Below are 26,857 nucleotides of genomic sequence, written 5' to 3' on the forward strand. Positions count from 1 at the left end.
AGGGAGATTATCAAAAATAGAAGCTGCTTGGTTTAACTTAAATCAGGAATTTCTATAATGGGCATAGCTGGCGGAATTTCGCCTAAAGTCTCGCCTTCCTGAAGGTAATTTTTCAATAAATTTCTTACGGCATAAAACTTTTCGGTGGTATTTCCTTGTTCGCCGATAGGCGCATTATAATCGTAAGAAGTTGCCATAGCAGAATAAGGTGGAGCGTTTGCACCTCCCCATTGACCAAAAGAAGTTCCACCGTGTGCCATATATAAGCTAAAAGATATTTTTCTGTCTAACATATCTTTTAAACTTCCAATAAATGAAGATACTGAGCGTGTTTCATGCGGGCGCCCCCAGTGGTCAAACCAACCCGACCAATACTCGCTACACATTAAAGGCGAGTTTGGGTATTTCTCTTGAAAAGTTTTAAACTGTTTATCAATATCAGAACCTGCACCAAAATTTAAGGTGGTGGCTACGCCGCCTAACTCGTACTTACTAAAATTTGAAGACCAATCGCATCTAAATAGTTGAACTTTATCAAAACCTGCTATTCTTAACTCGTCTCTTACAGCTTCCATATAAGGTTGCTCGTTCCCAAAGGCAGCAAATTCATTTTCTACCTGCACCATAATAATGTTTCCACCATTTTGGATTTGTAAAGGAGCCAACTGCTTAGCTACTTCTTTTAAGTATTTAGCGGTTCTTTGCATAAAGAAAGTATCTTTTGCAGTGCGTACTTGTATGTCTTGCTTTTTTAAAAGCCACCAAGGTAGGCCACCCATATCCCACTCTGCACAAGCATAAGGGCCTGGCCTAACAATGCAATACATCCCATTATCTTGAACCAACTTCACAAAAGCAGCAACATCTTTTTGTCCACTAAAATCAAAAACATCTTGCTCTTGCTCATGTAAATTCCAAAACAGGTAAATACAAATGGTATTCATGCCCATGGCTTTACAAAGCTTAATCCGCTGATCCCAATACTCTCTAGGGATTCTTGGAAAATGCAATTCGCCAGCCCTTATTACATAAGGTTTTCCGTTAAGCAAGAAACTTTTATCGCCAGCAATAAAGGTTTGGTTTTGAGAAGTTTGAGCAAAACCAGAAAAGGATAAAAAAACTAAATATAAGCCTATTAAAACGGCACTTATTTTCTTCATGTTCTTGATAAGCTATTATTTTAAATCTACTTGGATAATCTTCACCATTTGAGCTGGCTTATGCTCGGTTTTTTCACCATCGCCCTGCCCGGTTTGCTGCACAAATAGCTGAAGTTTATTTTTTCTTTGCCATAAGGAGGTATCATAAGAAGGTTCCCATTGTTCCTGACTTTCGGCTGAGACATCTTTCACTTGCCATATTCCTTTTTCTATGTCTTTGGTGGTGGCTACAGAAATTTTGCTACCTCTTTCTTCATCTCTAAAAACCAAAGCTATTTGTTTTTTATTCACTACAATCTGAGGTCTGGAAATAGGAATTCTTTTAGTACCTACACCGCTTAAAGTAAAAGGTGTTTTCCTTTCTGCTACCTGCTTTATCAGCCATTTTTCACCATTGTAATAGATAATTTGGTATTGCGGAATATTAGAATTTGCCGAACGCCAATAGCTGGCGATGTAAGGCATACCGCTTGGACTGGTTGTCATAGATGTGGAGTTTATCAACTCACTTTTTTGCGGTATCAACACAATGGGCATGGTGTTTTCTATGTTCATAGGGATAGGATATGCTTTACCTGTTTCAGAAATCCAGGTTTTACCCTCGTCTAAAGATTTCGCATAGCTCATATCATGATTGGTAGCTACATCACTTTGCTCTCGCCATACCCAACTGATGTGGAATACACCATTTTTATCTATACATGCTTGCCAATAGGCATTTCTTTTCCCTTGCCCATCAATTAAATTATCATGAATACGTTCCCATTTATTTGTTTTGGTATAGTATCGGTTTAAAACCAAATTACCTTTTCCAGAAGCGCCTTCGCGGTAAAGAAAAAGTAAATCGCCATTTTTTAAAGCATAAAACTCGGGGTAAGTAGCTTTTTGCTCGTTCTTAGCAATCATAGCTATTTCTGCCCCTAGCTCTAAAGAACCTGGCGCTATGCTTTTAGCATATCTTAACTTGCTAGCGTGTTGATCCCAAGAGACATGTAAATATCCATTACCATCAAGGATGATACTGATACTGTTATGTGCATCTTTTATGTTTCCACGATATTGGCTTTGTTTAACTTCCCATTGGTTAGCATGAAGTTTTCGCTTAGCTAAAACTAGATAACCAGCATCATTATAATAAGAAGTGTATTGCCAGTTTTTATGACTGATAACCGAGTTTTTTCTGAATACAACGGTATTTACGCTGTTACCTGCCCAGCCTAAACCAACATCAGAAACCTGAGCGGTTGCTACTTGAAAGCAAATGGTAAATAAAATGATAAGCCTTTTTAGCTTCATATAATTTAGAAAATTACCATCAAATGATTAGAAAGCTAATATTTTAGGTAACAAGTTTTAATGGGATGAACAAGTTAATTGGATGCTCTAATTTGAATAAAATTAGTTAAAAAAGCATCCTGCATTGTCCTGCTATTAAAATTATACTACTAAATCCTGCCATTTAGTTTCTTCAAAATAGCGTTTTAAGGCATTATTTAAGGTAGGTAATAAAGAACCGTTTTTACTTGCAAGAACACTATAAAGAGGTCTTTTAGCCTTCAAGTTTATTTCTTGAATAGGTTTGGTTATAATTAAAGACTCATCTAAACCTTGGTGTTTAGCTATAAGAAGTACAAATTCTGAAAAGCTGAGCGACTCTGTATTGGCAAGATGCCAAATTCCGCTTTCGTTATCTATCAATAAATCTAAACTCGTATTAACCAAATCTGGCACATAGGTTGGCGAAACCACAACATCATTTGGGGCAATAAAAGGTAAACCCGCTTTCAAACAATTTATAACCTGATGAACATAGTTATACTCATCCCAAGGGCCAAAAAAAGTGCTGCTTCTTATAATTAATCCATTTGGGTGATGTTTAAGCACCTCTTCTTCTCCCCTAACTTTACTTTTACCGTAAATATTTAGAGGGTTTACCTCATCATCTTCTGTATAGGGATGATTTTTAGCCCCATCAAAAACCAAATCTGACGAAAATGTTAGCAGCTTTACGCGATACTTCTCGCAGAGGATAGCTAAATTTTTGCATCCGACAGTATTGGTCTTGTAGCAATCTTCTTGCTGTTCCTCAGCATCATCAACCCTTACAAAACCTGTGGTATTGATAATAGCCCAAGGCTGCTCTTTTATAATAATTTGTTCTATTTGTACTGGGTTAAGAATATCTACATCGGCCCGGCTTAAAAGCTTAAAATACAAGTCTCTTTTGGTACAAATTTTAGCGAAGGCATTTCCTAAAGTACCCGTTTTACCTAGTATCAAAATTGGTTTGCAATCAAAATTACTGGCTAATTCTTCTGGTAATTCACCATACAATACTCGGTAGTGTTTTTCCCACCAACCACCACCACAAAGAACCGGGTGAGTAAAATCTTGATTTTTAGCTAAGGCTTTAACCATTGCTGCCAAAGCTGTTTTTCTTAATATTCCAGCTCTTATATCAAACACGCCTGATTCATAATTTCCATTTGGCTGTGTTAAAAGTTTATCCCAACCAAATGCGCCCAATAATGCCCAAACGGTTATAGCTTTTAGAGCAATACCTTCATTTTCTAATTGTTGAGCTTCTTGATGAACGTAATTCAACCAACGCATTTGCTCTTCTCGGGTACAATGTAAATGCACTTCGGTAAGGGCTAATGGAATTTCATATCTGCGCCAAGCCTCTTTTAACAATTGATAAGGACCTAAAATATTTACTTTTGATGATCTTACAGCTTCAATATCTGCGTATTGATGTTTGCTGTTTCCTCCATGAGTATGTTTAGGATAAATATCCAAATCTTCATCTATAAAACGTTCTGAAGTGATGTAATAATTAAAACCTAAAACATCAGGTACACAGGTATGCTTTTCAAAAAAAGCTATTTCTGCTGCTGTAATACCATTTTCTATCAAATAGTTATATAAGGGGTGATGTTGATTAACCTTACCACACAATAAATCTAAACCTAGCCACCTACGCTTATTTTCTAAGTCGGCCTGATAGCTTAATAAAGCCGTAGCATGAGTTTTACCCAAATCTTCTGTATGCACCAGCTTAGCATTAGGGTTTACCGTTCTTATGGCCTGCATAGCCAAAACAGTAGCTTTACACTCTTGAAATAATATCTTTATGAAGCTATAATCGTTGCTTTCATGTGGCCACCATAAACCATATAAACCGCAGAATCTAGCTGTGGTTAAAGGCTCATTTATTGGGGTATAATGGTTTATCCAAGGGAAAGCCTTTGCAACTTCTTTGGCATATTCGGCTAAGCCGATAGAGAAAGAATCATTTAAAATATCAACATGTACAGGGCCACTTCCGTGATGGACCAAGCCAGCAATAATTTCTATGTTATGCTCTTTTAAATACAGAAGTTTTTCACGGGTTTTGCTCCAATCTATAAAAGTATTTTGCTTGGGCTGATGTTTTTCCCACAAAACCGGATAACGGATACTGCTTATACCCAATGCTGCAATGGCTTCTAAATCAGTTGGTCTATCATCATGCCTGGCATCATCTAGCTGACTAAAATATTGGTTTCCAACCCTATTGATGGTACATTCTAAACCTCCCCAAATCTCCATATTATTCTATTAAAGTTTCGGTAACTTCTGCTTCTTTTTTCAGGATATTTTTAAAAGTAGCCAAGGCTTGCGCCACTACCTGATCCATATTGTAATATTTATAAGTGGCTAAACGCCCTACGAAATAAGTATTCTCTAGTTGCTTAGCTAAAGCTTGATATTTGTCATATAAAGCCGCATTATCTTCTTTAGGGATAGGATAATAGGGATCTCCTTCTGCCTGCGGAAACTCGTACACTATAGATGTTTTATGATGCTTTTGCCCACTGATATACTTAAACTCAGAAATTCGAGTAAAAGCATAATCGTTTGGATAGTTTACAGTTCCGGTTTCTTGAAACTTTTCTTGGTCATGCGTTTCAAACTTAAATGCTAAAGAACGGTAAGGTAATTTACCATAACAATAATCAAAATATTCATCTACCGGGCCTGTAAAAATGAGCTTCTTGTAATTAATCTCACCTATAATCTCCTTATAATCTGTATTTAACATGATTTTTATATTCGGATGATTTAACATGTGCTCGAACATTTTGGTATAGCCATGTAGCGGCATAGCCTGATAAGTATCGGTAAAATACCTATCGTCTTTATTGGTTCTTGTTGGCACTCTAGCTGTTACAGAAGCATTAAGTTCTGATGGATCCATTGCCCATTGTTTACGGGTATAGCCTCTAAAAAATTTCTCATAAAGCTCCCTTCCTACTTTGGCAACCACCACATCTTCAGAGGTTTTTACTTGTTTCACATCTTCGGCCCTTGAGGCAAAAAAATCTTCTAACTCATCAGAATTAAGGTTTAAACCATACATGTTATTGATGGTTGTAAGGTTTATCGGTATAGGAAGCATCTGCCCGTCTACACTAGCCAAAACGCGGTGTTGGTAATTACGCCATTCGGTAAACTCAGAAAGGTAATCAAACACATCTTTACTATTGGTATGGAAAATATGAGGCCCATATTTATGAACCAATATACCTGCCTCATCATAATGGTCATAAGCATTCCCAGCAATATGATTTCTTTTATCAATCAATAAAACTTTTTTATCAGCTACACGAGCCAAACGCTCGGCCAGTACGCTTCCTGCGAAACCAGCGCCAACAATTAAATAATCAAACATAGGTTTTCTTTAAAATTAGCTGGCTATAGATATATTTTGTTTACTGTTAAGGGTTTTCAACATGAGTTCTTGCATATTTTGGCAAGTATTATCCCAAGAGTTATCTGCTAAAAAAGCGTCTACTTTTGCTAACCATTCTGATTTATCTTTTTGACCAAGTTCTATTGAAATAGCCTCAATAAATTCGGCATTGTAGTTAGCTATATGTACAAAGTTTTTCACGCCATAAGGTTTAACCACATCTCTTATAGCCGATGATACCACAGGTACGCCAGCAGCCAAATATTCAGGGGTTTTAGTTGGGCTGATAAATCTGGTAGACTCGTTTAACATAAAAGGAATTAAAGCTACATCCCATCCAGAAAGATAAGCTGGTAATTCGGCATAACTTTTTTGCCCTAAATAATGGATGTTTTTGTTTTTTGGTAAAGTTGCAGGGTCTATTTTAACTACTGGGCCTATCAAAACAATTTGCCAATCTGGTTTTTCTGTTGCAATGGCTTCAATAAGCTCAATATCAAAACGTTCATCTATTACGCCATAAAAACCAATTTTAGGACCTACAATTTGTTGTTGGTCTACCGGGTGTGTTTTTATAGTTCTGGCTTTTTGAAAATGCTCTTTTTCTATGCTGCTTGGGAAAGGATGAATGTTAGCATGTAAATGCTTTTTAGCCTCGTACAAAGAATGGCCTCCGGTGAAAATAATATCGGCTCTTTCTATCAGTTTTTTCTCTAAAATTTTTAGCTCTTTTGGCGCAAATTTAAAAGCTGATAATTCATCCATACAATCGTATATGGTAAGTTTTGGTCTAAATTTATCCGTAAAAGCTAATGCCATTGGGGTATAGTACCAAAAAGCAAAATCTTCTAAATCTTTTTGCGATAAGAAATTACTTAAAAAGCTTGTTAATAAATTATTGATTTCCTCTTCTTCTAAACCTGCTGGCAAATGTGGTGTGCAAACCCATAAGCCGGGCAGTTTATTTTCAACAGAGAAATAAGGTTCATCGGCATCAAAAAATGGTTCCTCTATAAAATAGGTTTTCATTTGTTTGGCAAACCTGCTTAATAAATGTTGTGGCCTTTGAAATACGAAATCCCATCTTAAATGAGAGAAGCATAGCAAATTTTTCGGTAGTGATTTAGTGATGTTTTTCATAATAAATAGCTGTCATAAGAGGTAGATAATGGTATGGTAAGCATAAATACTATAGTATTTTATCTTAGCATACAGCCGCCAATTTTTAAACGACTGTATTATAAAATTCAAAGTTTGTGCCGTTAGTGAGATATCAAAAACAATATTACATGCGTTATTAGCTTTCAAGAAGAATATTTAACCTATACAAAACCACTCATTTACAAGACTTTAATTAGACTATTAATTAGCATCTTTTAGACTATAGTTAAGCATATTAACCGTCTAACTACTTAAAAAAATGGCATTTAAACTATAAACCAAGTATTTAAGCTTTGGTAAAGCATTTTAAAATAGTACAATTTTAACTACAAGGAATAGAACAAATAGAAGCTGTAGCTATACAATTTCCTTTTTAGATGATGATTTATAAGTTGTTAGAATTTAACAAACCAGCAGCCACATCTAAAGCACCGGTTTTAAAATCAATAATACCATTCTTCTCGTCTTCAATATTGGTAGCTTGCGTATAAACATCGCCAGCAATTCCTCTTTTTCTTAATTCGGTTTTAAACTGTTTGATAAAAGTTTCTCGCTGTGCGGCATCTTGAGGTCCACCATAATCAGCAAAGCCAAAACCACCCCACTCGCTCACCAATAAAGGCACTTGTTTACGGTAAAAAAACGGATCGCCAACTACCAACGGTAAAACTGCTACGTGGTCTATCTGACCTGAAATTAAACTATCTAGCATTTCTTTCCACTTCTCTAAATCAGCTGTATATAAATGAGCTGTTAATAAATCGCTTTTTAAGCGGCCTTGATAAGAAATATGTTGCCAACCATCATTATCAACAACTAAAAACTGAGGGTGTTCTATCTGCATAAAATGATACCTATCCATGATGTAATTACGAGTTTCTATGTTACTGGCAATATCTTGTGCGCCCCAATCCTCATTATACAAACTCCATATCACAACAGATGGATGCGTTTCTATTAAAGCCAGCATCCGATGCAGTTCTTCTTGATGATTTATACGACTTTTATGGCTAGAACTATGCGGACTAGGTACTTCTACCCAAAGTAAAAGACCAATTTTATCGGCAATTTTATAGATACGAGGGTCTACGCCAGCAATATGAATTCTCACCAAGTTACAACCCAGTTCTTTCATGGCATACATATGCCTTTTTATTTCCTCATAAGTAGCAGTACCGGGCTGATAAAGGATGCCATCTAAATAAATTCTCTGGTTATTGAGGTAAACACAAGAGCCCCGAGCTTCTATTTTCCTCAACCCGAAATGCGTTTCTATTTCTGCGGCATAACCATGAGTATCTACCAATTGTGCCACCAAGCGGTATAAGTGTGGTGTTACTGGCGACCAATACTTAGCTTCAGGAATTTCCATGACTAACCTTTGTTGTTTTTCTCCTGCACTTAAGCGTAAAGGAAACTCATCTATAGCAATTGGCTCTTCGCTTTCTTGCTTTTTATGGTAAACTTTAAGTTTGATGGTGTACAAACCCGGGTCGTGTATGCGAGTAGTGAAATTAAACCTCACCAAATTATCCTCAACAACACTTACCACACCTACTCTAGAGCGTAACCTGTTTCTTTCTACTGTTTCTAGCCATATACTTCTAACCGCCCCAGTATAAGTTTGATACCAAATGCCGCCTCTTTTGTAAACATGAGATTCTTGTTTCCCTCGGGGGATATCTGCATCCATACTAACCGCAATTCTTACCGTAATGCGGTTATTGGCTTGCAAAAGCATCTCATCCAATTCATAAGAAAAAGAGGTGTATTCGCCATAATGTATATCCTCACCATCAATAGTTTTTAAATGATGACCGTTTAACCAAACTTGAGTTTCATAACCACAAGCGCCAAAGGTCAATTGCAGTTGCGATGATGGATGTATATCTTCTTTAGGCAAAACAGGCTTAGGAAAGCTTCTTTCGTACCATACCACATACTTATCGTACCAACTTACATCAGATTGTAAACCATTTTTGATATGCTCTTCTACGCTTCCAGGCCATTGGGCGGTATATTTAAAATCATGATTTACATACCAGCTTTCTTGTAAACCTACATTCTCTGGGTCGACAGAAAATTTCCACTCGCCATCTAATAAAATAAAATGATTTGGACGTATAACTGCTCTTGGCAAAGGACTTATAAAGTTTTCATCTAAGGAGTTTTCATCTTTACTTTTTGATAATCCGTAATTAGGGTGTGTAGGGGTTATTTTAATCATGATTTTTATGTTTTCCAATGAAGATTATGTCTAAAATGCTCAATACGTATGCCATACCTTAAAGTAGCTCTAAAACAATAATGCCACCGATTGCAATTATTATCTAACATTTTCTATTTTTGAGACTCGAGAATATTTTTTTTTAACAATCAATTATGGCATTAGAAAAAACCTGGCGCTGGTTTGGAGCTAAAGATTCTATACAATTATCAGATTTAAAGCAATTTGGCGTAGAAGGTATTGTTACTGCCCTACATCATATTAAAGGTGGTGCTGTTTGGCCTATAGATGAAATTTTAAAAGTTAAGCAGGAAATAGAAAGCCATGGTATGCGTTGGAGCGTGGTAGAAAGCCTTCCTGTTTCTGAAGAAATTAAAATTTGTAGCCCCAAAAGAGCCGAATTGATAGAGAATTATAAAACTTCTTTGCGAAACTTAGCAGCATGCGGTTTGGATACGGTTTGCTATAATTTTATGCCGGTGCTAGATTGGGCTCGTACGAGCTTGCATTATACGCATGAAAGCGGAGCAGAATCTATGCTGTACAACCACGAAACTTTTGCTGCTTTTGATATTTTTATTCTTGCCAGACCTCATGCCGCACAAGACTATCCTATAGAAGTTGTTGAAAAAGCAAAAGCCATTTTTGATGGGATGAGTGAGGATGAACAAAACACCCTTGCTTTTAACATCATTGTGGTAACCCAAGGCTTTATTAATGGTACTGTTGATAATGCCGCAACCTTCAAACAGGATTTCCTATACTACTTAAGCAGGTATTCGCATATTGATAAAGCTATTTTAAGAGACCATCTATCATTATTTTTGGAAGATGTTTTACCTGTTGCAGAGGAATGTGGTATTCAATTATGTATCCACCCAGATGATCCTCCTTTCCCTTTATTAGGTTTACCTAGAATTGCCAGCACCGAAGAAGATTTTGAATGGTTGTTTAACCAGCATACTTCTTTAAACAATGGCTTAACTTTTTGCAGTGGTTCTTTATCTGTAAGAGAAGATAATGATTTGGTAGCTATTGCTAAACGTTTTGCTGAGCGTATCCATTTTGTACACCTCAGAAATATTAAAAAACTTGGTGAAAGAAGTTTTTACGAATCGGCACATTTAGATGGTGTGGTTGATATGTATAGCGTTTTAAAAGTTTTATTAGAAGAACAAAGAAGAAGAATTGCAGAAGGTAGAAAAGATACCCGTATGCCTTTTAGACCAGACCACGGCTTAAAAATATTAGACGATTTTAATAAAAAAAGTAATCCCGGTTATCCATTAATTGGGCGTATGAAAGGACTTTGTGAAATTGCAGGCTTAGAAATGGGAATTGAAAAGGGCTTAGAAGTATGGAGTTGAAAGTTAAAAGTTATAAGTTATAAGTTCAAAGTTGAAAGTTAAAAGTACTTGTTCAACTAACTAACTAACTAACTAACTAACTAACTACTCACTACTAAGCGCTAAAACACCATCTTTCAATCCTCCACCACTTACTAAAAGCTCTATTTTACCAGCTTTTTTTAACGATTGTACCAACAACACCAACTTACCACTAAACAGTTTCATGGTGGGTAGGTTAAACTGCTCTAATGAAGTAGCATCGCCATTACAAACGGCTTTAAAAACACCTTCTCCTTTTACTTTAAAATTTAATTGGTTGTTAGCCGTAGGACAAGGATTTCCATCCTTATCAACTACAGAAACGGTTACAAAAGCAATATCATCACCATCGGCATGGATAGTCTTACGGTCGGGTTCTAATACAAGACGATGAGGCTTACCCGCTGTTACCATTGTTTTTTCTGCCGCTACCTTTCCATCATCATCAAAGGCCACAACTTTGACAGTTCCCGGTTCGTACTTTACATCCATCCACATTAAGCGGTATTGGTGTTGCAGACTGCTCTTATTTTTACGCTGTACGCCCATACTTTTGCCATTAATAAAAAGCTCGGCACTTTTAAAATTGGTATAGACAAAAATTGGTGTTGTTTGCCCTTCCCTTCCTTCCCAGTTCCAATGTGGTAAAATATGTAAAGTAGTATCACGGGTATTCCACTTACTGCGGTATAAATAATAACGGTCTTTAGGTAAGCCCGCTAAATCACAAATACCAAAATAAGAACTTCTTGATGGCCACTTATCATCATAAGGTGTTGGCTCGCCTAAATAATCAAAACCTGTCCACACAAACTGCCCAATAACCCAAGGTTTGGTATCTTCTAAAACAAAATCATCTTCGGGTAAATTAGACCATCTGCAATATTCTAAATCGTAAGAAGAGCATTGATAATCATCATGCTGCTTATCGCTAGCTTTAACAACCGGAAATTTATAAACCCCTCTTGAGCTTACGGTAGAACCTGTCTCAGAACCTAAAATTAAACGTTGTGGAAAAGCTTTATAAGCATCTTCATACAAATGTGTACGGTAATTTAAGCCCGGGATATCCATAACAGCACCAAAACCGCTGGCCATAGTGGCTTTCACCTGATCCATCCCTACCGTAACCGGACGAGTGGGATCTTCTTTATGAAAAATATCTTGCAACCACTTGGCAAGTTTAGCTCCATCAGAACCAAATTGGTCTGGCACCTCGTTACCAGAGCTCCACATTACAATACTAGAGTGATTTCTGGTAGCCCTAACCAAATTCACAATATCCTTTTCAGCATCTGTTTTAAAAAAACGATGATAACCATTGGCTACTTTTGCTTTAGCCCATTCATCAAAACTTTCTGCTAAAAACATAAAGCCCATCTCATCACAAAGCTCTAGCTGCTCTCTAGAAGGCATATTATGTGAACTTCTAATGGCATCGCAACCCATATCTTTCAATATTCTTAACTGCCTACGCATGGCAGCAATATTTACCGCAGCACCTAAAGGTCCTAAATCGTGGTGTAAACAAACTCCTTTAAATTTACGCACTTGGCCATTTAAGCTAAAGCCTTTATTAGGGTCAAAAGCAATACTTCTGACACCAAATTTTGTACGCAATTCATCCTTTAAAACACCTTTAGCATATAATTTACTTATGGCAGTATATAAATAAGGCTGCTCCGGACTCCATAATTGAGGCTGTTTTAGTAATAAATTTTGGTCAAACTCTTTTGAAAAAGCTTCATCTGTAACTTTAGTTGCTATGGTATCGCCTTTAGCATTTAGAATGATGGTTTTTAATATCAGATTTTCACCATTAACTTTGGTTTTTATATTCACTTTTGCCTCGTTATCAGTAATCATTGGCGTGGTGATAAAAGTGCCCCATTGCTCTATACTGGTTTCTTCTTTGATGATGATTTTTACATTTCGGTACAAGCCTGCTCCTGGGTACCATCTTGATGATTTTTCTCGGTTGGTTAAATGTACTGCTAAAAGATTAGCGCCTTGTTGTACCTGCTGGCTAATATCAAAATAAAAATAATTGTAGCCATAGTTCCATTCGCCCACCTTTTGGCCGTTTAGGTAAACCTTTGGCTCGCTCATGGCACCTTCAAAAAGAATGATCACTTTTTGGTTTTTAGTAAGAGTGGGTAAATTAAAATTATTTCTGTACCAAGCCTCACCAACATGAGGTAAAGCACCTGTTCTACCTGTTTTCTCGCTTGCAGTTTTCTCTCCATTTTGCTCAATAGCCACTACTTGCTTATCTACCTCTTTATCAAAAGGGTTGTTTATGGCCCAATCATGTGGGATATTGATTTTCTCCCATTTAGCATCATTAAAACCTTTTTCATAAGCTTGCGCATGGGTTCCTCTAGAAAATTTCCATCCTGTTTTTAAAACAAATTCTTGTCTGGGTTGGGCAAAAGCAAAAGTAGCGAAGCAACAAAATAAGTATAGCGGTAACTTAAATTTCATGTTATAAGGCTTTATAATGGTGTGTTTTATAAATGGATTTCAAAAATAGAACTATTAAACTAAAAACCATGCTGTACCATACTGCTCTAAAACATCAGCTAGCTAATATTCTTGAATAAAAAAAGCCTCAGGTTTAAATCCGAGGCTAACATAAACAACATATCTCCAAATATCATGATGCAAAAACAAGCTCACCAAAATAGGCTGGTAAATGAAAATTAGGTTCTCTATTTTCTACTTTGTTCCAACAGAAAAAATGAGGATAAGCTAAATCATCACCACATTTATAAAAATTAGCTTTACAGTGTTTACCTTTTAAAGTTTGTAATTGGTGATGACTAAAAACTTGTAATGGTAATAAAATCGTAAGCTCCCAGCTGTAGGGAAGTTTACCATTCTGATCTTGCTTAAAGCTTTTCTGCATTTTTATTTTACGAATATCAGCAGCTAAAATAAACTCTCTGTTATGCTTACTTGTACCAAACTGGGCTAAACAAGCTCCGTTAGCGTTAAACTCGAAATTATAATAACCACTATCATCAAAAGCTATAAAAAACTCTACGCAGCTGTCACTGTAAACCGGTTCGTTTGGGTTGGTATACCTTGCTAGATAATCATTCTCCTGTACTTCGTATTTTAAGGCCAACATATTGGCAGTATAAAGTGTAGCCACAGTACATAAACCTTTATAGTTTGAGTTGGGCCAAACGGTATCGGCTATTTGATGCTTTGTTTGCTGATCTAATGCCGCAGATACAAGCTGTATATCACTTAAAAAATTAAGTTCTTGTGCTTCTGGTATGACAATCTTTTTAGTCATTACAAACCTTTCTCTTGTTTGGTTAAATCATCTGTACTGGTGCTTTGCTTTTTACGCTGTACTGGCCCTTGAAATTCTTGAAATTTCTCTGGCGAAAAAGGATAGAAATAGTACAATCCACTCTCTCCAAAGTATTTCAAATGAACATTTAAACGCTGTTTAAATAGCGTATAATCTTTAGTATCGGGTTTAACCCATGCCGCTTCTGCCAAAGCTGTAATTCTTGGAAAAAGCATATAATCTAAATGATTTTCTGTAGAGATAGACTCTGTCCAGATATTAGCCTGTATACCCTGTACTAGTTTTGCAGCGCCTTCTAAACTTAAAATATCTTGATTAGGGAATTGATAAACCTGCTCTATGGTAACAAATTTACCATCCCACTTACGCCCTATTTGATGTTTTTCATCTTGCACAAAATCAAAATACAAAGGCAAACGCGGACATAATACCGTTTTAAATCCTTTTGCTAAGGCTTGCTTTAAAACATCAGGCTTGTCATGTCGCCACCAAAAAACAGTAGTTTGTGCAACTGGCAATTTAGAATCTACCACCTCATCCCAAGCTAAAATTTCATTATCCATTTTTAGGATGCTATCTCCCATCCTGTACAAGAAATGATGTTCTACTTCTTTTAAAGAGGTGAAATTCTTCTCTTTCATGAGTTTTTGAACATCGGCATCAACATTCCAATGTTGGTTTCCAAAATGCACTTCATCTGCACCGATATGTATTTTCTGAGAAGGGAAAAGCACATTAACTTCTTTCAAAATATCAGTTAAATATTGGTAAGTGCCTTCTTTAGCCGGATTAAAAGTAAATTCTGGATATTTTGGCGAACCACCACCGCTAAATTGTGGGTAAGCTAAATTAGCCGCTGTAGCATGGCCCGGCATATCTATTTCGGGGATAACTTCTATAAACCTATTGGCTGCATAGGCTATAATTTCTTTAATATCTTCCTGACTGTAATATTGTGCTTTAGCACTTGCATTACTGTAACTGCCCACACCACCTACTGTTGTTAAACGCGGATATTTCTTAATCTCTATACGCCAGCCCGGTTGGTCTGTTAAATGCCAGTGAAACTTATTAAGCTTGTAAAAAGCCATCCAATCTAAAATTTGTTTCACCTTTTCTTTACCGAAGAAATGTCTTGATTCATCCAGCATCAAACCTCGCCACTCGAAAAAAGCTTTATCTGTAATGTTCCAACAAGAAAGTGCATAAGCGCCGTTGACGTTTTTAGATTGCTTTAATACTTGTAATAAACTAGCAGCAGCTCTAAATAAACCTTCTTCTGTAGCAGCGCTAACTTCTACCTTTTGGGCTGTCATTTTTATTTGATAGAGATGGCTCTCTTTACCTTTTAAAGGAACTAGCTTAAAGCTGATGACATTGTTAAGTGCTGACTTTTTTATCCCTAAACTTAATCCTGTAGCTTTTAAAACCTCATTTTGGAAGTAATAAGCTGCTTGCGCATTACTTTTCTCATCAGTTTGTATGGCTGTAGCCTGATGAACCAAAAAAGATGCAGCCACCTTTTCATAAGAAAAAGGTTTTGGGATGATGGCCAAATCATGATCTTGAGCTTCACTGTTTAAGCTAAAGCTGATGAACAAAATGGCAAATAAAAATTTAGCAAGTTGATGCATGATGTCTGTATTTTATTTAACTGTAAAAACAGCACTTTGTCTAATATCTTCTGAAGAAGAACCCAACATGACTTTAAAATCTCCGGGCTCCACAACACGTTTCATATCTCTATTCCAAAGCATCAAATCATCAGAAACGAGTTTAAAAACCAGTTTTTTGGTTTCACCGGGATTAAGATTTACACGTTGAAAGCCTCTTAAATTTTTCTCGTATGTGGTAACCGTACTTAGTAAATCTCGGGTGTATAATTGTACAACTTCATCTCCTGCTAACGCACCTGTATTGGTAACATCAACACTTACTATAACTTCATCTTTAGCAGCTAATTGATTATCTATTTTAATATTGCTGTATTTAAAAGTAGTATAGCTTAAGCCAAAACCAAAAGGATATAACAAGCCTTTTACTCTGGCAGATTCACCTTCATCTGTTTGTGCATTGGGTTTGGTTGGGAAATTAAGCGGCAATTGCCCTACAGATTTTGGAAAAGTTAAAGTTAATTTCCCTCCTGGATTATAGTCGCCAAATAAAACATCGGCAACAGCCAAACCACCTTTTACTCCTGGGTAACCAGCATAAACAATAGCGGGGGCATAACGGTCTAACCAATTGATGGTCATGGGTTGCGAACCTGTTAAAACCACCACATAAGGTTTCCCGGTGGCATGAATAGCTTTTGCTAAAGCCATTTGATGACCGGGTAAATCTAAAGATGTACGACTTTTATTTTCACCAGCAGTTTTGGTATTTCCGCCCAATACTAAAATGGTTAATTCGGCTTTTTGAGCTTGCTTAACGGCAAAATCTATAGCCGCTTGTTCTTCGGTAGTAGGCGCTTCTGGGAAAATTTCGCTCTCTGGCCAATTTTTATCAATTAAAGCACTACCCTCGGCATATAAAACTTTGGATTTACCTATTTTATTTTGGATACCTTCTAAAATGGTAACACTTGCCGATTTTAGCGGACCATAATGCGTATGCGCATAATCATTATCTTTTGCGTTTGGACCAATAACTGCTACAGAGGTTAATTTCTTTGAAAGTGGCAAAGCATTATTGCTGTTTTTTAAAAGTACCAAACTTTCTTTTGAAGCCTGTAAAGCAATATTTTGATGGCTAAGGTTGTTTACCAATTTTGCACTTTCATCGGCATTTTTAACGTAAGGCTCATCAAACAAACCTAATTTAAATTTAACTCTTAAAACATCTTTCACACGGCTATTGATGGTATCCATCGGGATTTTACCCTCTTTCACCAATTCTCTTAATGAATAAATGATGCTATCTGGCGTTCTAAAAGTTGTTCTTACATTCATACCAGCCATAAAAGCCTGATAAACGGCCTCTTTCAAATTGGCTGCTACATGGTGTTTATTGTAAAGGTATTCTAGGGCATCGCTATCACTCACTACATAACCGGTAAAACCCATATCAGTTCTTAACCTGTCTATTAACCAATATTTACTTCCTGAAACTGGGATGCCGTTATAATCGTTATAAGAACTCATAACGCCCATGATATTAGCTTCTTTGATTACTTTTCTGAAAGGATATAGTAAAACATCTTCTACTTCACGAGGAGAAACCTGTGGGTCTGTACGGGCCAAACCTTCCCTAGCACCTTTATTTGCACTATAAACTGCAAAATGCTTTGGTGTTGATGCCGCACCGGCAGCTTGTATACCTTTTGCCATCTCTACACCTAACCGAGCGGTTAAATATGGGTCTTCGCCATAAACCTCTTCTAAACGTCCCCAGCGTTGGTCGCGGGCAACATCTAAAATAGGTGCATAAACATTGGTATAACCTAAGGCTCTGGCTTCTTTACCAGTAATAACGCCCATTTGGTGTACTAAAGAAGGGTTCCAAGTCATACCCATATTGAGCTGTGTAGGAAAACCTGTAGCTTCATAAGCTTCTATACCACGGATGCCTTCATTGGTAAAATCTACCGGAATACCTAAACGAGTTTGCTCTATAAAAAAGCGTTGTGTCTCGTTCATAGCCCATACATGGCGTTTAATATCGGTAACTAAATCTAGTTTGGTTTCTACTTTAGTCCAATTTAAAAAGCCGTTTAAATGTTCGTCAATATTGGCAATGCCATCTTTCCAAATCTCGTTTTTCCAATTGGCGGTAGGTAAAGAATCTTTTAATATTCTTTTCCAGCCGTATAAAGTAGCCATCTGATTGGTTTTTTCATTCAGGTTCATCTGCGAAAGCAAATCGTTAACACGTTCATCAATAGAGCGTTTTTGATCTTCGTAGATGTCTTTTTTACCGTTTTTATTAAGGTCTATCCAATCTTTTTTATAAATTTTGAAAGGATTGGTAAAAGAAACCGAAACTGTTAATACGACTAATAATACTGGAAAAAGCTTTTTATTCATGATTGAAATCTGTATGAAAATAATTCAAACTTATTAAATATTTTAAAAAGAATGAGTTTTATTTTTTTAATTGTTGATAACGCAAAAGCGCCTCTAAGAAATAATAATCGGCATAAATTAAAGGAACATCTATTTCTGATTTATGAGGGATACTACCTACAGAGTGTTTAAGAATAAAACCTAAGTTTGTACCTTCTTCTGCCAAATAAGGTTTGTTAGATAAAGATTGTAGCATTTCTTCTGCTGCTTTAAAATAAGTTTCTCCTTTTGATTTACTAAAAGTACTTAACTCAAGCAAAGCAGAGCTTACCAAAGCACCTGCAGAAGCGTCTCTTGGAATATAGTCTAGCTTTTTGTACTCTGGATATATCCATTCTGGTGTGTAGCCTTCTTGGTTAGCGTTAAAATCCCAATACGGAATTTTATCTTTTGGTAAGTTTGGATGATTGATAAAGAAATCAGCAGCTTTTTCTGCAGCAGCTAAAAATTCTGGGTTTTGTGTTTCACGATACATTAATGTAAAGCCGTAAATTGCCCACCCCTGTCCTCTAGACCATGTAGAATTATCGGCATAACCTTGGTTGGTTTGTTGATGTAAAACTTTACCAGTTTTCTCATCATAATCTACCACGTGGTAAGTACTATAATCAGCTCTAAAATGATTTTGCATGGTTTTGGTTGCATGACTGATAGCTACATTTTTATATTTTGGATTACCTGTTAATTTGGAAACATAGAATAACAATTCTAAATTCATCATATTATCGATAATCACAGGATACTGCCATAAAGTTTTCTTATCCCAAGACATCTTTGGATTCCACGATTTGATAAGCCCTACTTTCTCATCGTAACGGGTTAAAGCTGATTCTGCGGATTGTATTAATATATCCTGATATTCTTTAATTTTTTGGGGATCTTTTTCAAAACGTATAGCATTGCCGTAAGAACAATACATCACAAAGCCTACATCATGATGTTGCGTTAAAAATTTACCTGCCTCTAATGCTTCTGTCCACTGTTTTGCTGCCGCTTTCCATTCTGGCTTTTGGGTATACTCGTAGATATACCATAACCCTCCTGGGAAAAAGCCGCCTGTCCAATCCCAAACATCAGTTGTTTTCATAGTGCCATCAGGATAGATAGACCGTGGAAAAGCAGTTAAATCCTTAGAATTGTTTAACAAAACAGTGTATTGCTTTTGAGCTACTTCAAAGTCTTTTTCGATAACTTTTTGAGTGCTGCAAGATGCCATTGTAAATGTTAAACTTGCTAATAAAAAAATGCGCTTTGCGCCAGAGGCTGATATCTTTATCATGATTATATATTGATGTTATTTTTTGCGTGTTGTATAGCAGGGCTAGCCATTTTTACATGGCTAACCTATGCTCATTATCAAACCAAACTAATCTTTAATTTTTTGTGCTTATGATTGTTTTTTAAGGGTTGATGGTAAGTTCTAGCTCTTTAACAGTCTTAGTTTCTCCGTAAATATTAACGTTAGAACCTACAAATGTAACGGTGTAGGTACCTGCTCGGTTGTAAATAAATGTATATTCATCTAAACGGGTACTCATATTTTTAAGTGCCACGCCGCTATCAGGCTTAACTTTAGTAAGATTTAAAGCGTTAGATACTGCCCAAACTTGGTTGCTTAAGGTTGTAATACCACCACCTTGAAATTTTAATATTCTATCAGTTCCAAAAGTCCAAGCTACGGGTGATACTCCAAATTTTACTGATGTCCAGCCTGAAGTACCAATATCTGCAACGGTTAACAATTGTCCGTCTGTCGTAGTCATCTTAATATCAAACTTGTTAACCCACCAACGTGGCTGTGTAAAACCTGTTACTGCGTTATATTTAAAAGCAAAGTATATAGGTTTACTTTTATCTAATGTTAAACCCAAACTACTAAGACTTAATAAATTAACCACACCAGAGGATACATAAGTATTATCGTTTGATTGCAATCCGGATAAGGTAAATGCTGTTGTGATATCTGTCCAATCTGCAGATTCATTGATATTAGCTTCTGTATATTGTCCATTAAATTTTTGCGAAGCAAAAACCCTGAAAGATCGAGGTTGCTGAACATCAGAACCGTATCTTCTATTGGTGGCAAATTCTACTGTAATATTATCGCTTTCTGCTACTGTTCTGTCTTTATAAATGTATCTGCTGCCTTCTAATCCAGAATAAAATATAAGTTGTTCTGGATTACCAGAAAGCAAGAACTTTACGGTATCGCCTACTTTATAGCTAGCTTTTTCTGCTTTAACAGAGAAATTAAGCTCGGCAACTTCTTTTTTATTACATGCCGCAAATAGCATTAATAAAAGAGGTATGATATATATTTTTCTCATCATGACGTTTTAAAATTTAAATTTTACCATCCTTGATTTTGGGTCATTCCGTTATTTAGAGAAAGTTCTAAAACAGGAATTGGCAATAAGTTATGTCTTAGTGTTACGTTAGTACCAGCTAAAGCTGCAAACCTAAAAGTGGTAGGCGCTGTGTTTTGGATATCTCTAGCAAGTTGGTTCATCTCTGAAGTGAAAACATCCCATCTGATTAAATCAAATTTTCTTATTCCTTCAAAAGCTAACTCTAAAAACCTTTCTTCTCTAATTAGCCTACGTAACTCTTCTTTACTTGTTGCTAAAGAAGTTACATCAGTAGCACTAGCTCTGTCTCTTACTTCTTTTAGTGCTGCTGTAGCCACGCTAGTAGGTCCATTAACTTCGTTTTCTGCCTCAGCTAACATCAATAAAACATCAGCATAGCGCAGCAAAGGAAAATTCATTGGGGTGTAGTTCTTGTTTTTTGGTTTTACAACTTCATAAACCCTTCTGTATTTACCACAGTTTCTGTTATAAAGTTGTGCGCTTGTCCAAAAAGTAGAATCTCTTACCACTTGTAAATTGTTTACGTTATTGTAAACGTATTGGTATGGAGCAATTGTCCAATCTCTTCTGGTATCTGTGGCGCCATAACGAGCATAAAGTTTTGGAGTTGCATTTATAAAGCCATAGCCGTAACCAAAAGCTTCATCATTACATTGTAAACCCATGGTATTACCTACACGGCCAGCTTCAAAATCGCCACCTCTATTACCAAAAAACTCTACTTCCCAAATAGACTCGCCAATATCATATTTATCAGCAGCGTAATTGATGAATATTTGTTTAAAATCTGGATTTAAACGGTGTTCTTTAGGTCCATTATCTGGATAAACAATTTTTCTAGCCCATTTTAAAGCCTCTGCATATTTGCTTACATCATTTAAAGGAGCACCAGCCATTTTAAGGTAAACTCTGGCTAAAACACCTCTTACTGCAGATTTTGAAACTCTGCCCCCAGCACCCAGCTGCGTGGCTGTTTTCACTAATCCTTCTGCTTCTTCCATCTCTTTCACAATAAAATCATAAACCTCTCTTTGCGGAGTTCTTTTGATGTTAATATCATTTACAGATGATGTTGGTACAGTTTTCAAAGGAATATCGCCCCAATTACTTACCAATAAGAAATGATAATAAGCTCTTAAAAATTTAGCTTCTCCTTTTGCTGCGGCTTTATTAGCCTCTGGCATTTGAACTTGGTCTACCCTGCTTAAGAACACATTAGCTCTTTCTATACCTTCGTAAAGAAATCTCCATAAATTACTTACTGTGCTTGTAGAGGCATCAAAATTATAAACGGCTGTACCAATGGTAAAGGCGCTTCTAGAATAAAAACCATCATCGGCAACGTTTAAGTCGAGCAGTAAAGCACCACCATAAACTTCTTCTTTACCCATAATATCATAAATACCTGCAAGGCCAATATTTACATCGGTTTCATTGTTGTAATAGTTTTCTTTAACAATAAAGGTTGGGTCTTTCTCTAAGAATTTTTCACATCCTGTTTGCCCCAATAGTATTACAGAAGCTAAACTTAATAAGGCTGTCTTTTTGATGACTGATGCCGAGCTTAGCGCTTTGAAAAAAGACTGAGCTTTCATTTTAGTGTTTTTATTTTGAGTTATCATAAAAATCAGATTATAAGGAAACATTAAAACCAAATACTATTGTCTTAGGACGAGGGTATGATGAATAATCAAAACCTGGTGTTAAGGGCGAATAGTAAACTGCAACCTCTGGATCAAAACCTGTGTAGTTAGTGAAAGTAAGTAAGTTTTGTGCTGAAGCATAAACTTTTGCCGATTTCACTTTCAAACGCTTTAACATAGTTGGTGGAATATTATAACCTAAGGCAATGGTTTTTAACCTTATATAAGAACCATCCTCAACAATACGACTAGAGTATGCATTTGGCCCTTGTCCGTTTACCCTAAACATGGTTGTATTGGTGTTATCTGGTGTCCAACGGTTAGAAAAACTAGCATATTGGTTTAAACCAGCTCTGGTACCGCCCTCAAACAATAACCTATTTGCGTTTAAGATATCATTACCATAAGACCATTGGAAGAAAAGGTTTAAATCAAAATTCTTATATCTTAAATTGTTATTGATACCACCTTGATGTATTGGATAACCTCTACCTATTACGGTTCTATCTAAATCATTCACAGTACCATCGGCATTTAAATCTCTGTATTTGATATCGCCAGGCTTAATAGAAGCTCTGGTATTACCATTGGTGGTTACATTATCTTTTAGCTGATATGCTCCGCTTGGTAATAAATCAAAATCTTCATAATTATAAACACCTTCCCAGATATAACCATACATTTGACCCAATGGCTGCCCTATTTTAGTAATGTATGCCGGAATCTCTCTAAAATTTTGATCCCAAGGCACTGTACGTATTAAGCTTTCTTGATTTTGTGTAAGCTCTAATACTTTATTTCTATTGAAAGCAATGTTGATAGAAGTACTCCACCCAAAATTTTTGTTATCTATATTTTGGCTTAATACGCTTAGCTCTAAACCTTGATTAGATGTTTTACCTATGTTTTTAAATGCAGAGCTGTAACCGCTAGAATAAGGTAATAAAGCGTTTAGTAATAAATCTGAAGTTACTTTCTTATAATAATCTGCTGTAAAAGTGATACGTTGTTTTAAAAATCCTACATCAAAGCCAATATTGGTTTGGGCAGTTGATTCCCATTTTAGCTGAGGATTAGCTATAGAACTTAAGTAAATACCTTGTACCAAATTATTATTGAATGGATAATAACCATTGCTATTAGGTCCTGTATTATCGAAATTTATCTCGGCATAAGTAGCATATTCACTTACGCGATTATTACCAGTTACACCATAACCTAGCCTAAATTTAGCATCAGAAAATATGGTTTGGTTTTTCATGAAATCTTCGTTAATCACTCGCCATGCAAATGCTGCCGAAGGGAAATAACCCCACTGACTACCTTTTCTAAATTTAGAAGAACCATCAGCTCTAAAAGATGCTGTTAATAAATATTTGCTCTTGTAATTGTAATTGATTCTTGATAAATAAGACATTAAAGACCACTCGGTATTTAAAGCTGTTACCGGCTGTTGTATACCTTGACTTAAACCTGCTAAGCCTAAAATCTCGTTTGGTAATTGCGTAGCCCTTAAACCATATCTTTTAAAAGTGTTCTCTTGAAAAGTAAGACCACCAACAACATTAATGGTATGGTTCTTATTTATTTTTTTATTGTAGGTGATGATATTCTCATTTAACCAAGTATTGTTATCGGTATAAGTAACAGAACCGTTTACCTTATCTGTACTACCAAAATAGCCATATCTGGTTAAAGAGTTATTGAAAACATCTTGTCTGGTGGAAGTATTATTAACCCCTCCAGATATTTTAATTTTTAAATCTTTTGCAAGCGCATATTCTAAAAACCCGTTAGCTACTAAACGGTTGGTAAATGTTTCTCTAAGCTCATTTCTTGCAGATAAAATAGGATTTATACGATAATCGTTTAACGGATTATCAATTTCAGGATCTAACAATAAATCGTCTAGCTCTACCCCTGTGGCCGTAACCGGACGATATCCCCAAACGCTATACATCAGATAATTCATAGCCGAGAAATTTTGGTCTGGTGTGGCTGGATTAGATCCGAATGTTTTGGTACCAGAGTACAATACATTGGTACCTACTTTAAGTTTATCATTAAAAGTCTGGTCTAAAGTAAACCTACCCTGTTTACGGTTAAAACCAGAGTTTATGATGATTCCTTTTTGATCAAATATATTTCCAGATAATGAATATTTGGTGTTTTTTGTACCTCCTCTTATAGATAGAGAATGGTCTTGCATAGGCGAGCTTTGGAATAATCTATCTTGCCAATCTGTGCCTTCTGCATTTCTATAATCTTCTAATGTTTTACCATCTCTAAAATAATTAAGCTGTATGCCAACCGGATCACGCTCTGCTTGTAATTTCACAAACTCATAGGGTCCCATAACATCAATAGTATTGATGATTTGTTGAACACCTACGTAACCCTGATAATTAATTACCGGCGGACCTTCTTTACCTTTTTTTGTGGTAATTAGGATTACACCATTTGCTCCTCTGGCGCCATAAATAGCTGTTGCAGAAGCATCTTTTAATACTTCTATAGACTCTATTTCTGCCGGATTTAATACTCCAGCATTTGCATCCTCAGTAGGAAAACCATCAATAACATATAATGGTGAGTTATCTTGTGTTAAAGAGTTTGCCCCTCTAACCACAATGTTAACACCAGAACCTGGTTTACCACTTTCTGAGCTTACTTGTACACCGGCTATTCTACCTGCCAATGCTTCTATAGCAGAACCAACTGGGGCTTTTTGTAACTCTTCCATGTTTACAGAGCCTACAGAACCTGTTAAATCTCTACGTTGCACTTCACCGTAACCAATAACAACGACTTCACTTAAAGCCTTATTATCAGATCTTAGTGCTACATCTATGGTGGTTTTATTACCAATTACAACCTCTTGTGTGGTAAAACCTAGATAACGAAACTGTAAAACAGTGGTGGCGGCTGTAGGCACTTTGATGGTATACTTACCATTGATATCTGTAACAGCGCCTAATGTACTTCTTTTAACAGCTACACTTACACCAATTAAGGGGTCTCCTAGAGCAGCATCGGTAACCTTACCCGTTATTTGCCTTGTTTGCTGTGCTTGTAAACTTACTAGCGGAAGCATGAATAAGATTAATATTGAAATCTTCCTAATCATATATTTTTAGTTTATAGTGGTTTTAATTTTTTACACCATGTATATGGTTGATGTAAAAGCTTATCCAAATTTGGGTATTGATTACATTAAAAAAGGGGTAAAATTTAGTGTGAATAGGGGTGCAAATTCTTTAAATATTAGAAATAGCTTATGATTAAAGCTATTTCTAATATAAAAATTTTCATCAATTGGTTCATCATGATGAATGATGATTATCATTTTATTTTTTAACAAATTTTGTTTGTGCGTTTAAGCCATTAGCTAAAACTCTGGCAACGTAAACTCCAGTTTGAATAGCAGGAATAGCTTTACTAACGATGTTATTACCTTCTTGTAAACTTACTTGCTCTTCAAAAAGCTTTCTACCACTCATATCATAAACAGCAATTTTTGCTGATGTAGGAGACGAAGCGTAAATATGTGCATTTAAAACACTTTCTTCACTTACAGAAACTTTAAAACTTTGGTTATTTAAAGATGATTTAACAGCCACCAATTGATTAAAAATTGTTTCTGTACCATCAAAATCAACTTGTTTTAATTGGTAATAGTTGTTACCGTTGAGCGGGCTTTCATCATTAAAACTATAGTTTTGTACAACGTCTGAATTTCCTTTACCGCTAATACGTGAAATAAATTTAAAATTCTTGTCTTCTCCGGCTCTTAAAAGCTCAAAATGAGAATTGTTTTGCTCTGATGCTGTTTTCCAATTTAAACGAATACCACTGGCTGTGTTTTCTCCTGTGAAAGAGGTTAGAGAAACTGGAAGAGTTGCTGATGGATAGGTTACAGAAATATTAGATAAATTAATTGTTTGTTGAGTGGTACCCCCTGAATAAGCAAAAGAAATTGCATTAATAGTAGATTGTGTATAAGTAGATGAGGCTTTAGGAAAATCCTCTGCATATTTAACACCATCTACATAAACATGATAGGTATTTGCAGGAATATTAACTGTATTTACACCGTAAGTATAAGATGAAGCAGCAGCAGTACTATTAGCAAAAACCTCAACAACCTGAGATAAACCGGCTTTAATTAAGTAGGGAGTTGCTGTATTAACTTGAGCTGTTGCAACTCCTCCAACTAATCCATCTAGTGGTCTGTATTGTGTTACCATATTAGACCCACTTATAACAACCCTAAACGCACCAAATATATCAGCTGCACTCGTAAAAGGGGAGCTAATGCTAGTTAAAGTTGATGGTGCAGCAGTATTTCCAAAAGCAATAGCAAATGCGTTTGCTCCTGTGTAAGTAGTTAAGTCTATAGTGAATTTAAATTTTACAATTGGGTCCGCATTAGCGATACTAAAAGCAGCTACTTTCGCAATACTAGTCGTGGGATTCTTAATAGATAAAATATCTCCATTTAACTTAAACTCTGCACTTGGCTGATATGAAATTGCTCTTAATTTTAATGAACCATCGGTAATATTTGGAAAAAATCTACCCTGAATAGATGTTAGAGAGCTAGGAAGTGGAGATTCATAATACTTACTAGGTGGAGATACTATACCAAGGGCAGTCGTATCATTTGCTGGCGATACCCCTCTGTTTAAATTAACATTAATTGTTCTGTTAAAAGGAGAAAATTGCCCTTTCACAAAACTTGCGCTTAATAATAAGCCTAAAGCTAAAAGTAGTTTTCTTTTCATA

16 protein-coding genes are annotated in these 26,857 nt (G+C 36.1%); 1 reads left to right on the top strand and 15 read right to left on the bottom strand.

Features of this window, described 5'->3' with window-relative positions; translation table 11 throughout:
* Nucleotides 1-32: 32 nt before the first annotated feature.
* The 6 genes from FYC62_RS17295 to FYC62_RS06740 all read right to left on the bottom strand — a co-directional run bounded on the left by FYC62_RS17295 (nucleotide 33) and on the right by FYC62_RS06740 (nucleotide 9,283).
* Nucleotides 33-1,160, bottom strand: a complete 1,128-nt coding sequence (locus tag FYC62_RS17295; RefSeq protein WP_205943813.1) for a glycoside hydrolase family 35 protein — start codon at nucleotides 1,158-1,160, stop codon at nucleotides 33-35.
* A 15-nt stretch (nucleotides 1,161-1,175) separates the two neighbouring features.
* Nucleotides 1,176-2,456 carry a BNR repeat-containing protein gene (locus FYC62_RS06725; protein WP_149074406.1) on the bottom strand — a complete coding sequence of 427 codons (1,281 nt, stop codon included), beginning with the start codon at nucleotides 2,454-2,456 and terminating at the stop codon, nucleotides 1,176-1,178.
* Between the two features lie 141 nt (nucleotides 2,457-2,597).
* Nucleotides 2,598-4,751, bottom strand: a complete 2,154-nt coding sequence (locus FYC62_RS06730) for an SDR family oxidoreductase (RefSeq protein ID WP_149074407.1) — start codon at nucleotides 4,749-4,751, stop codon at nucleotides 2,598-2,600.
* A 1-nt stretch (nucleotide 4,752) separates the two neighbouring features.
* A complete protein-coding gene (glf, locus tag FYC62_RS17300; RefSeq protein WP_205943814.1) occupies nucleotides 4,753-5,874 on the bottom strand; it encodes a UDP-galactopyranose mutase in 1,122 nt (373 codons plus the stop codon).
* Between the two features lie 15 nt (nucleotides 5,875-5,889).
* Nucleotides 5,890-6,924, bottom strand: a complete 1,035-nt coding sequence (locus FYC62_RS17305; RefSeq protein WP_240534840.1) for a glycosyltransferase — start codon at nucleotides 6,922-6,924, stop codon at nucleotides 5,890-5,892.
* Between the two features lie 517 nt (nucleotides 6,925-7,441).
* Nucleotides 7,442-9,283 (bottom strand): sugar-binding domain-containing protein, encoded by a 1,842-nt coding sequence (locus tag FYC62_RS06740; protein ID WP_149074408.1) that lies wholly within the window; start codon nucleotides 9,281-9,283, stop codon nucleotides 7,442-7,444.
* Nucleotides 9,284-9,438: 155 nt separating this feature from the next.
* Here FYC62_RS06740 and uxuA point away from each other — a divergent pair, with 155 nt between their 5' ends.
* A complete protein-coding gene (uxuA, locus tag FYC62_RS06745) occupies nucleotides 9,439-10,650 on the top strand; it encodes a mannonate dehydratase (protein WP_149074409.1) in 1,212 nt (403 codons plus the stop codon).
* Nucleotides 10,651-10,734: 84 nt separating this feature from the next.
* Here the strand turns inward: uxuA and FYC62_RS06750 are convergent, their stop codons facing one another.
* The 9 genes from FYC62_RS06750 to FYC62_RS06790 all read right to left on the bottom strand — a co-directional run bounded on the left by FYC62_RS06750 (nucleotide 10,735) and on the right by FYC62_RS06790 (nucleotide 26,856).
* Nucleotides 10,735-13,155: a DUF4982 domain-containing protein gene (locus tag FYC62_RS06750; RefSeq protein WP_149074410.1), complete on the bottom strand. Its 2,421-nt coding sequence runs from the start codon at nucleotides 13,153-13,155 to the stop codon at nucleotides 10,735-10,737.
* A 172-nt stretch (nucleotides 13,156-13,327) separates the two neighbouring features.
* Nucleotides 13,328-13,975, bottom strand: a complete 648-nt coding sequence (locus tag FYC62_RS06755; protein WP_149074411.1) for a carbohydrate-binding family 9-like protein — start codon at nucleotides 13,973-13,975, stop codon at nucleotides 13,328-13,330.
* On the bottom strand, nucleotides 13,975-15,630 hold the full coding sequence (locus FYC62_RS06760; RefSeq protein ID WP_149074412.1) for a beta-N-acetylhexosaminidase: 1,656 nt from the start codon (nucleotides 15,628-15,630) through the stop codon (nucleotides 13,975-13,977). Before FYC62_RS06760 ends, FYC62_RS06755 begins: the two co-directional genes overlap by 1 nt.
* Before the next feature lie 12 nt (nucleotides 15,631-15,642).
* A complete protein-coding gene (locus FYC62_RS06765; RefSeq protein WP_149074413.1) occupies nucleotides 15,643-18,021 on the bottom strand; it encodes a glycoside hydrolase family 3 N-terminal domain-containing protein in 2,379 nt (792 codons plus the stop codon).
* A gap of 58 nt (nucleotides 18,022-18,079) precedes the next feature.
* Complete coding sequence (locus tag FYC62_RS06770; protein WP_149074414.1) at nucleotides 18,080-19,339, bottom strand: glycoside hydrolase family 88 protein; 1,260 nt, start codon at nucleotides 19,337-19,339, stop codon at nucleotides 18,080-18,082.
* Nucleotides 19,340-19,460: 121 nt separating this feature from the next.
* On the bottom strand, nucleotides 19,461-20,390 hold the full coding sequence (locus tag FYC62_RS06775) for a DUF5017 domain-containing protein (RefSeq protein WP_240534841.1): 930 nt from the start codon (nucleotides 20,388-20,390) through the stop codon (nucleotides 19,461-19,463).
* Nucleotides 20,391-20,410: 20 nt separating this feature from the next.
* The gene (locus FYC62_RS06780) at nucleotides 20,411-22,051 is read right to left on the bottom strand and encodes a RagB/SusD family nutrient uptake outer membrane protein (RefSeq protein ID WP_237612880.1); all 1,641 of its coding nucleotides are present in this window, start codon (nucleotides 22,049-22,051) and stop codon (nucleotides 20,411-20,413) included.
* A 10-nt stretch (nucleotides 22,052-22,061) separates the two neighbouring features.
* Entirely contained in the window at nucleotides 22,062-25,199 is a 3,138-nt protein-coding gene (locus tag FYC62_RS06785; protein WP_240534842.1) for a SusC/RagA family TonB-linked outer membrane protein, read from the bottom strand.
* A 220-nt stretch (nucleotides 25,200-25,419) separates the two neighbouring features.
* Nucleotides 25,420-26,856, bottom strand: coding sequence for a T9SS type A sorting domain-containing protein (locus FYC62_RS06790; protein WP_149074415.1), 1,437 nt, complete (start codon nucleotides 26,854-26,856; stop codon nucleotides 25,420-25,422).
* Between the last annotated feature and the right edge of the window lies 1 nt (nucleotide 26,857).

This window comes from Pedobacter aquae (assembly GCF_008195825.1).
GTDB classification, from domain to species: Bacteria; Bacteroidota; Bacteroidia; order Sphingobacteriales; family Sphingobacteriaceae; genus Pseudopedobacter; species Pseudopedobacter aquae.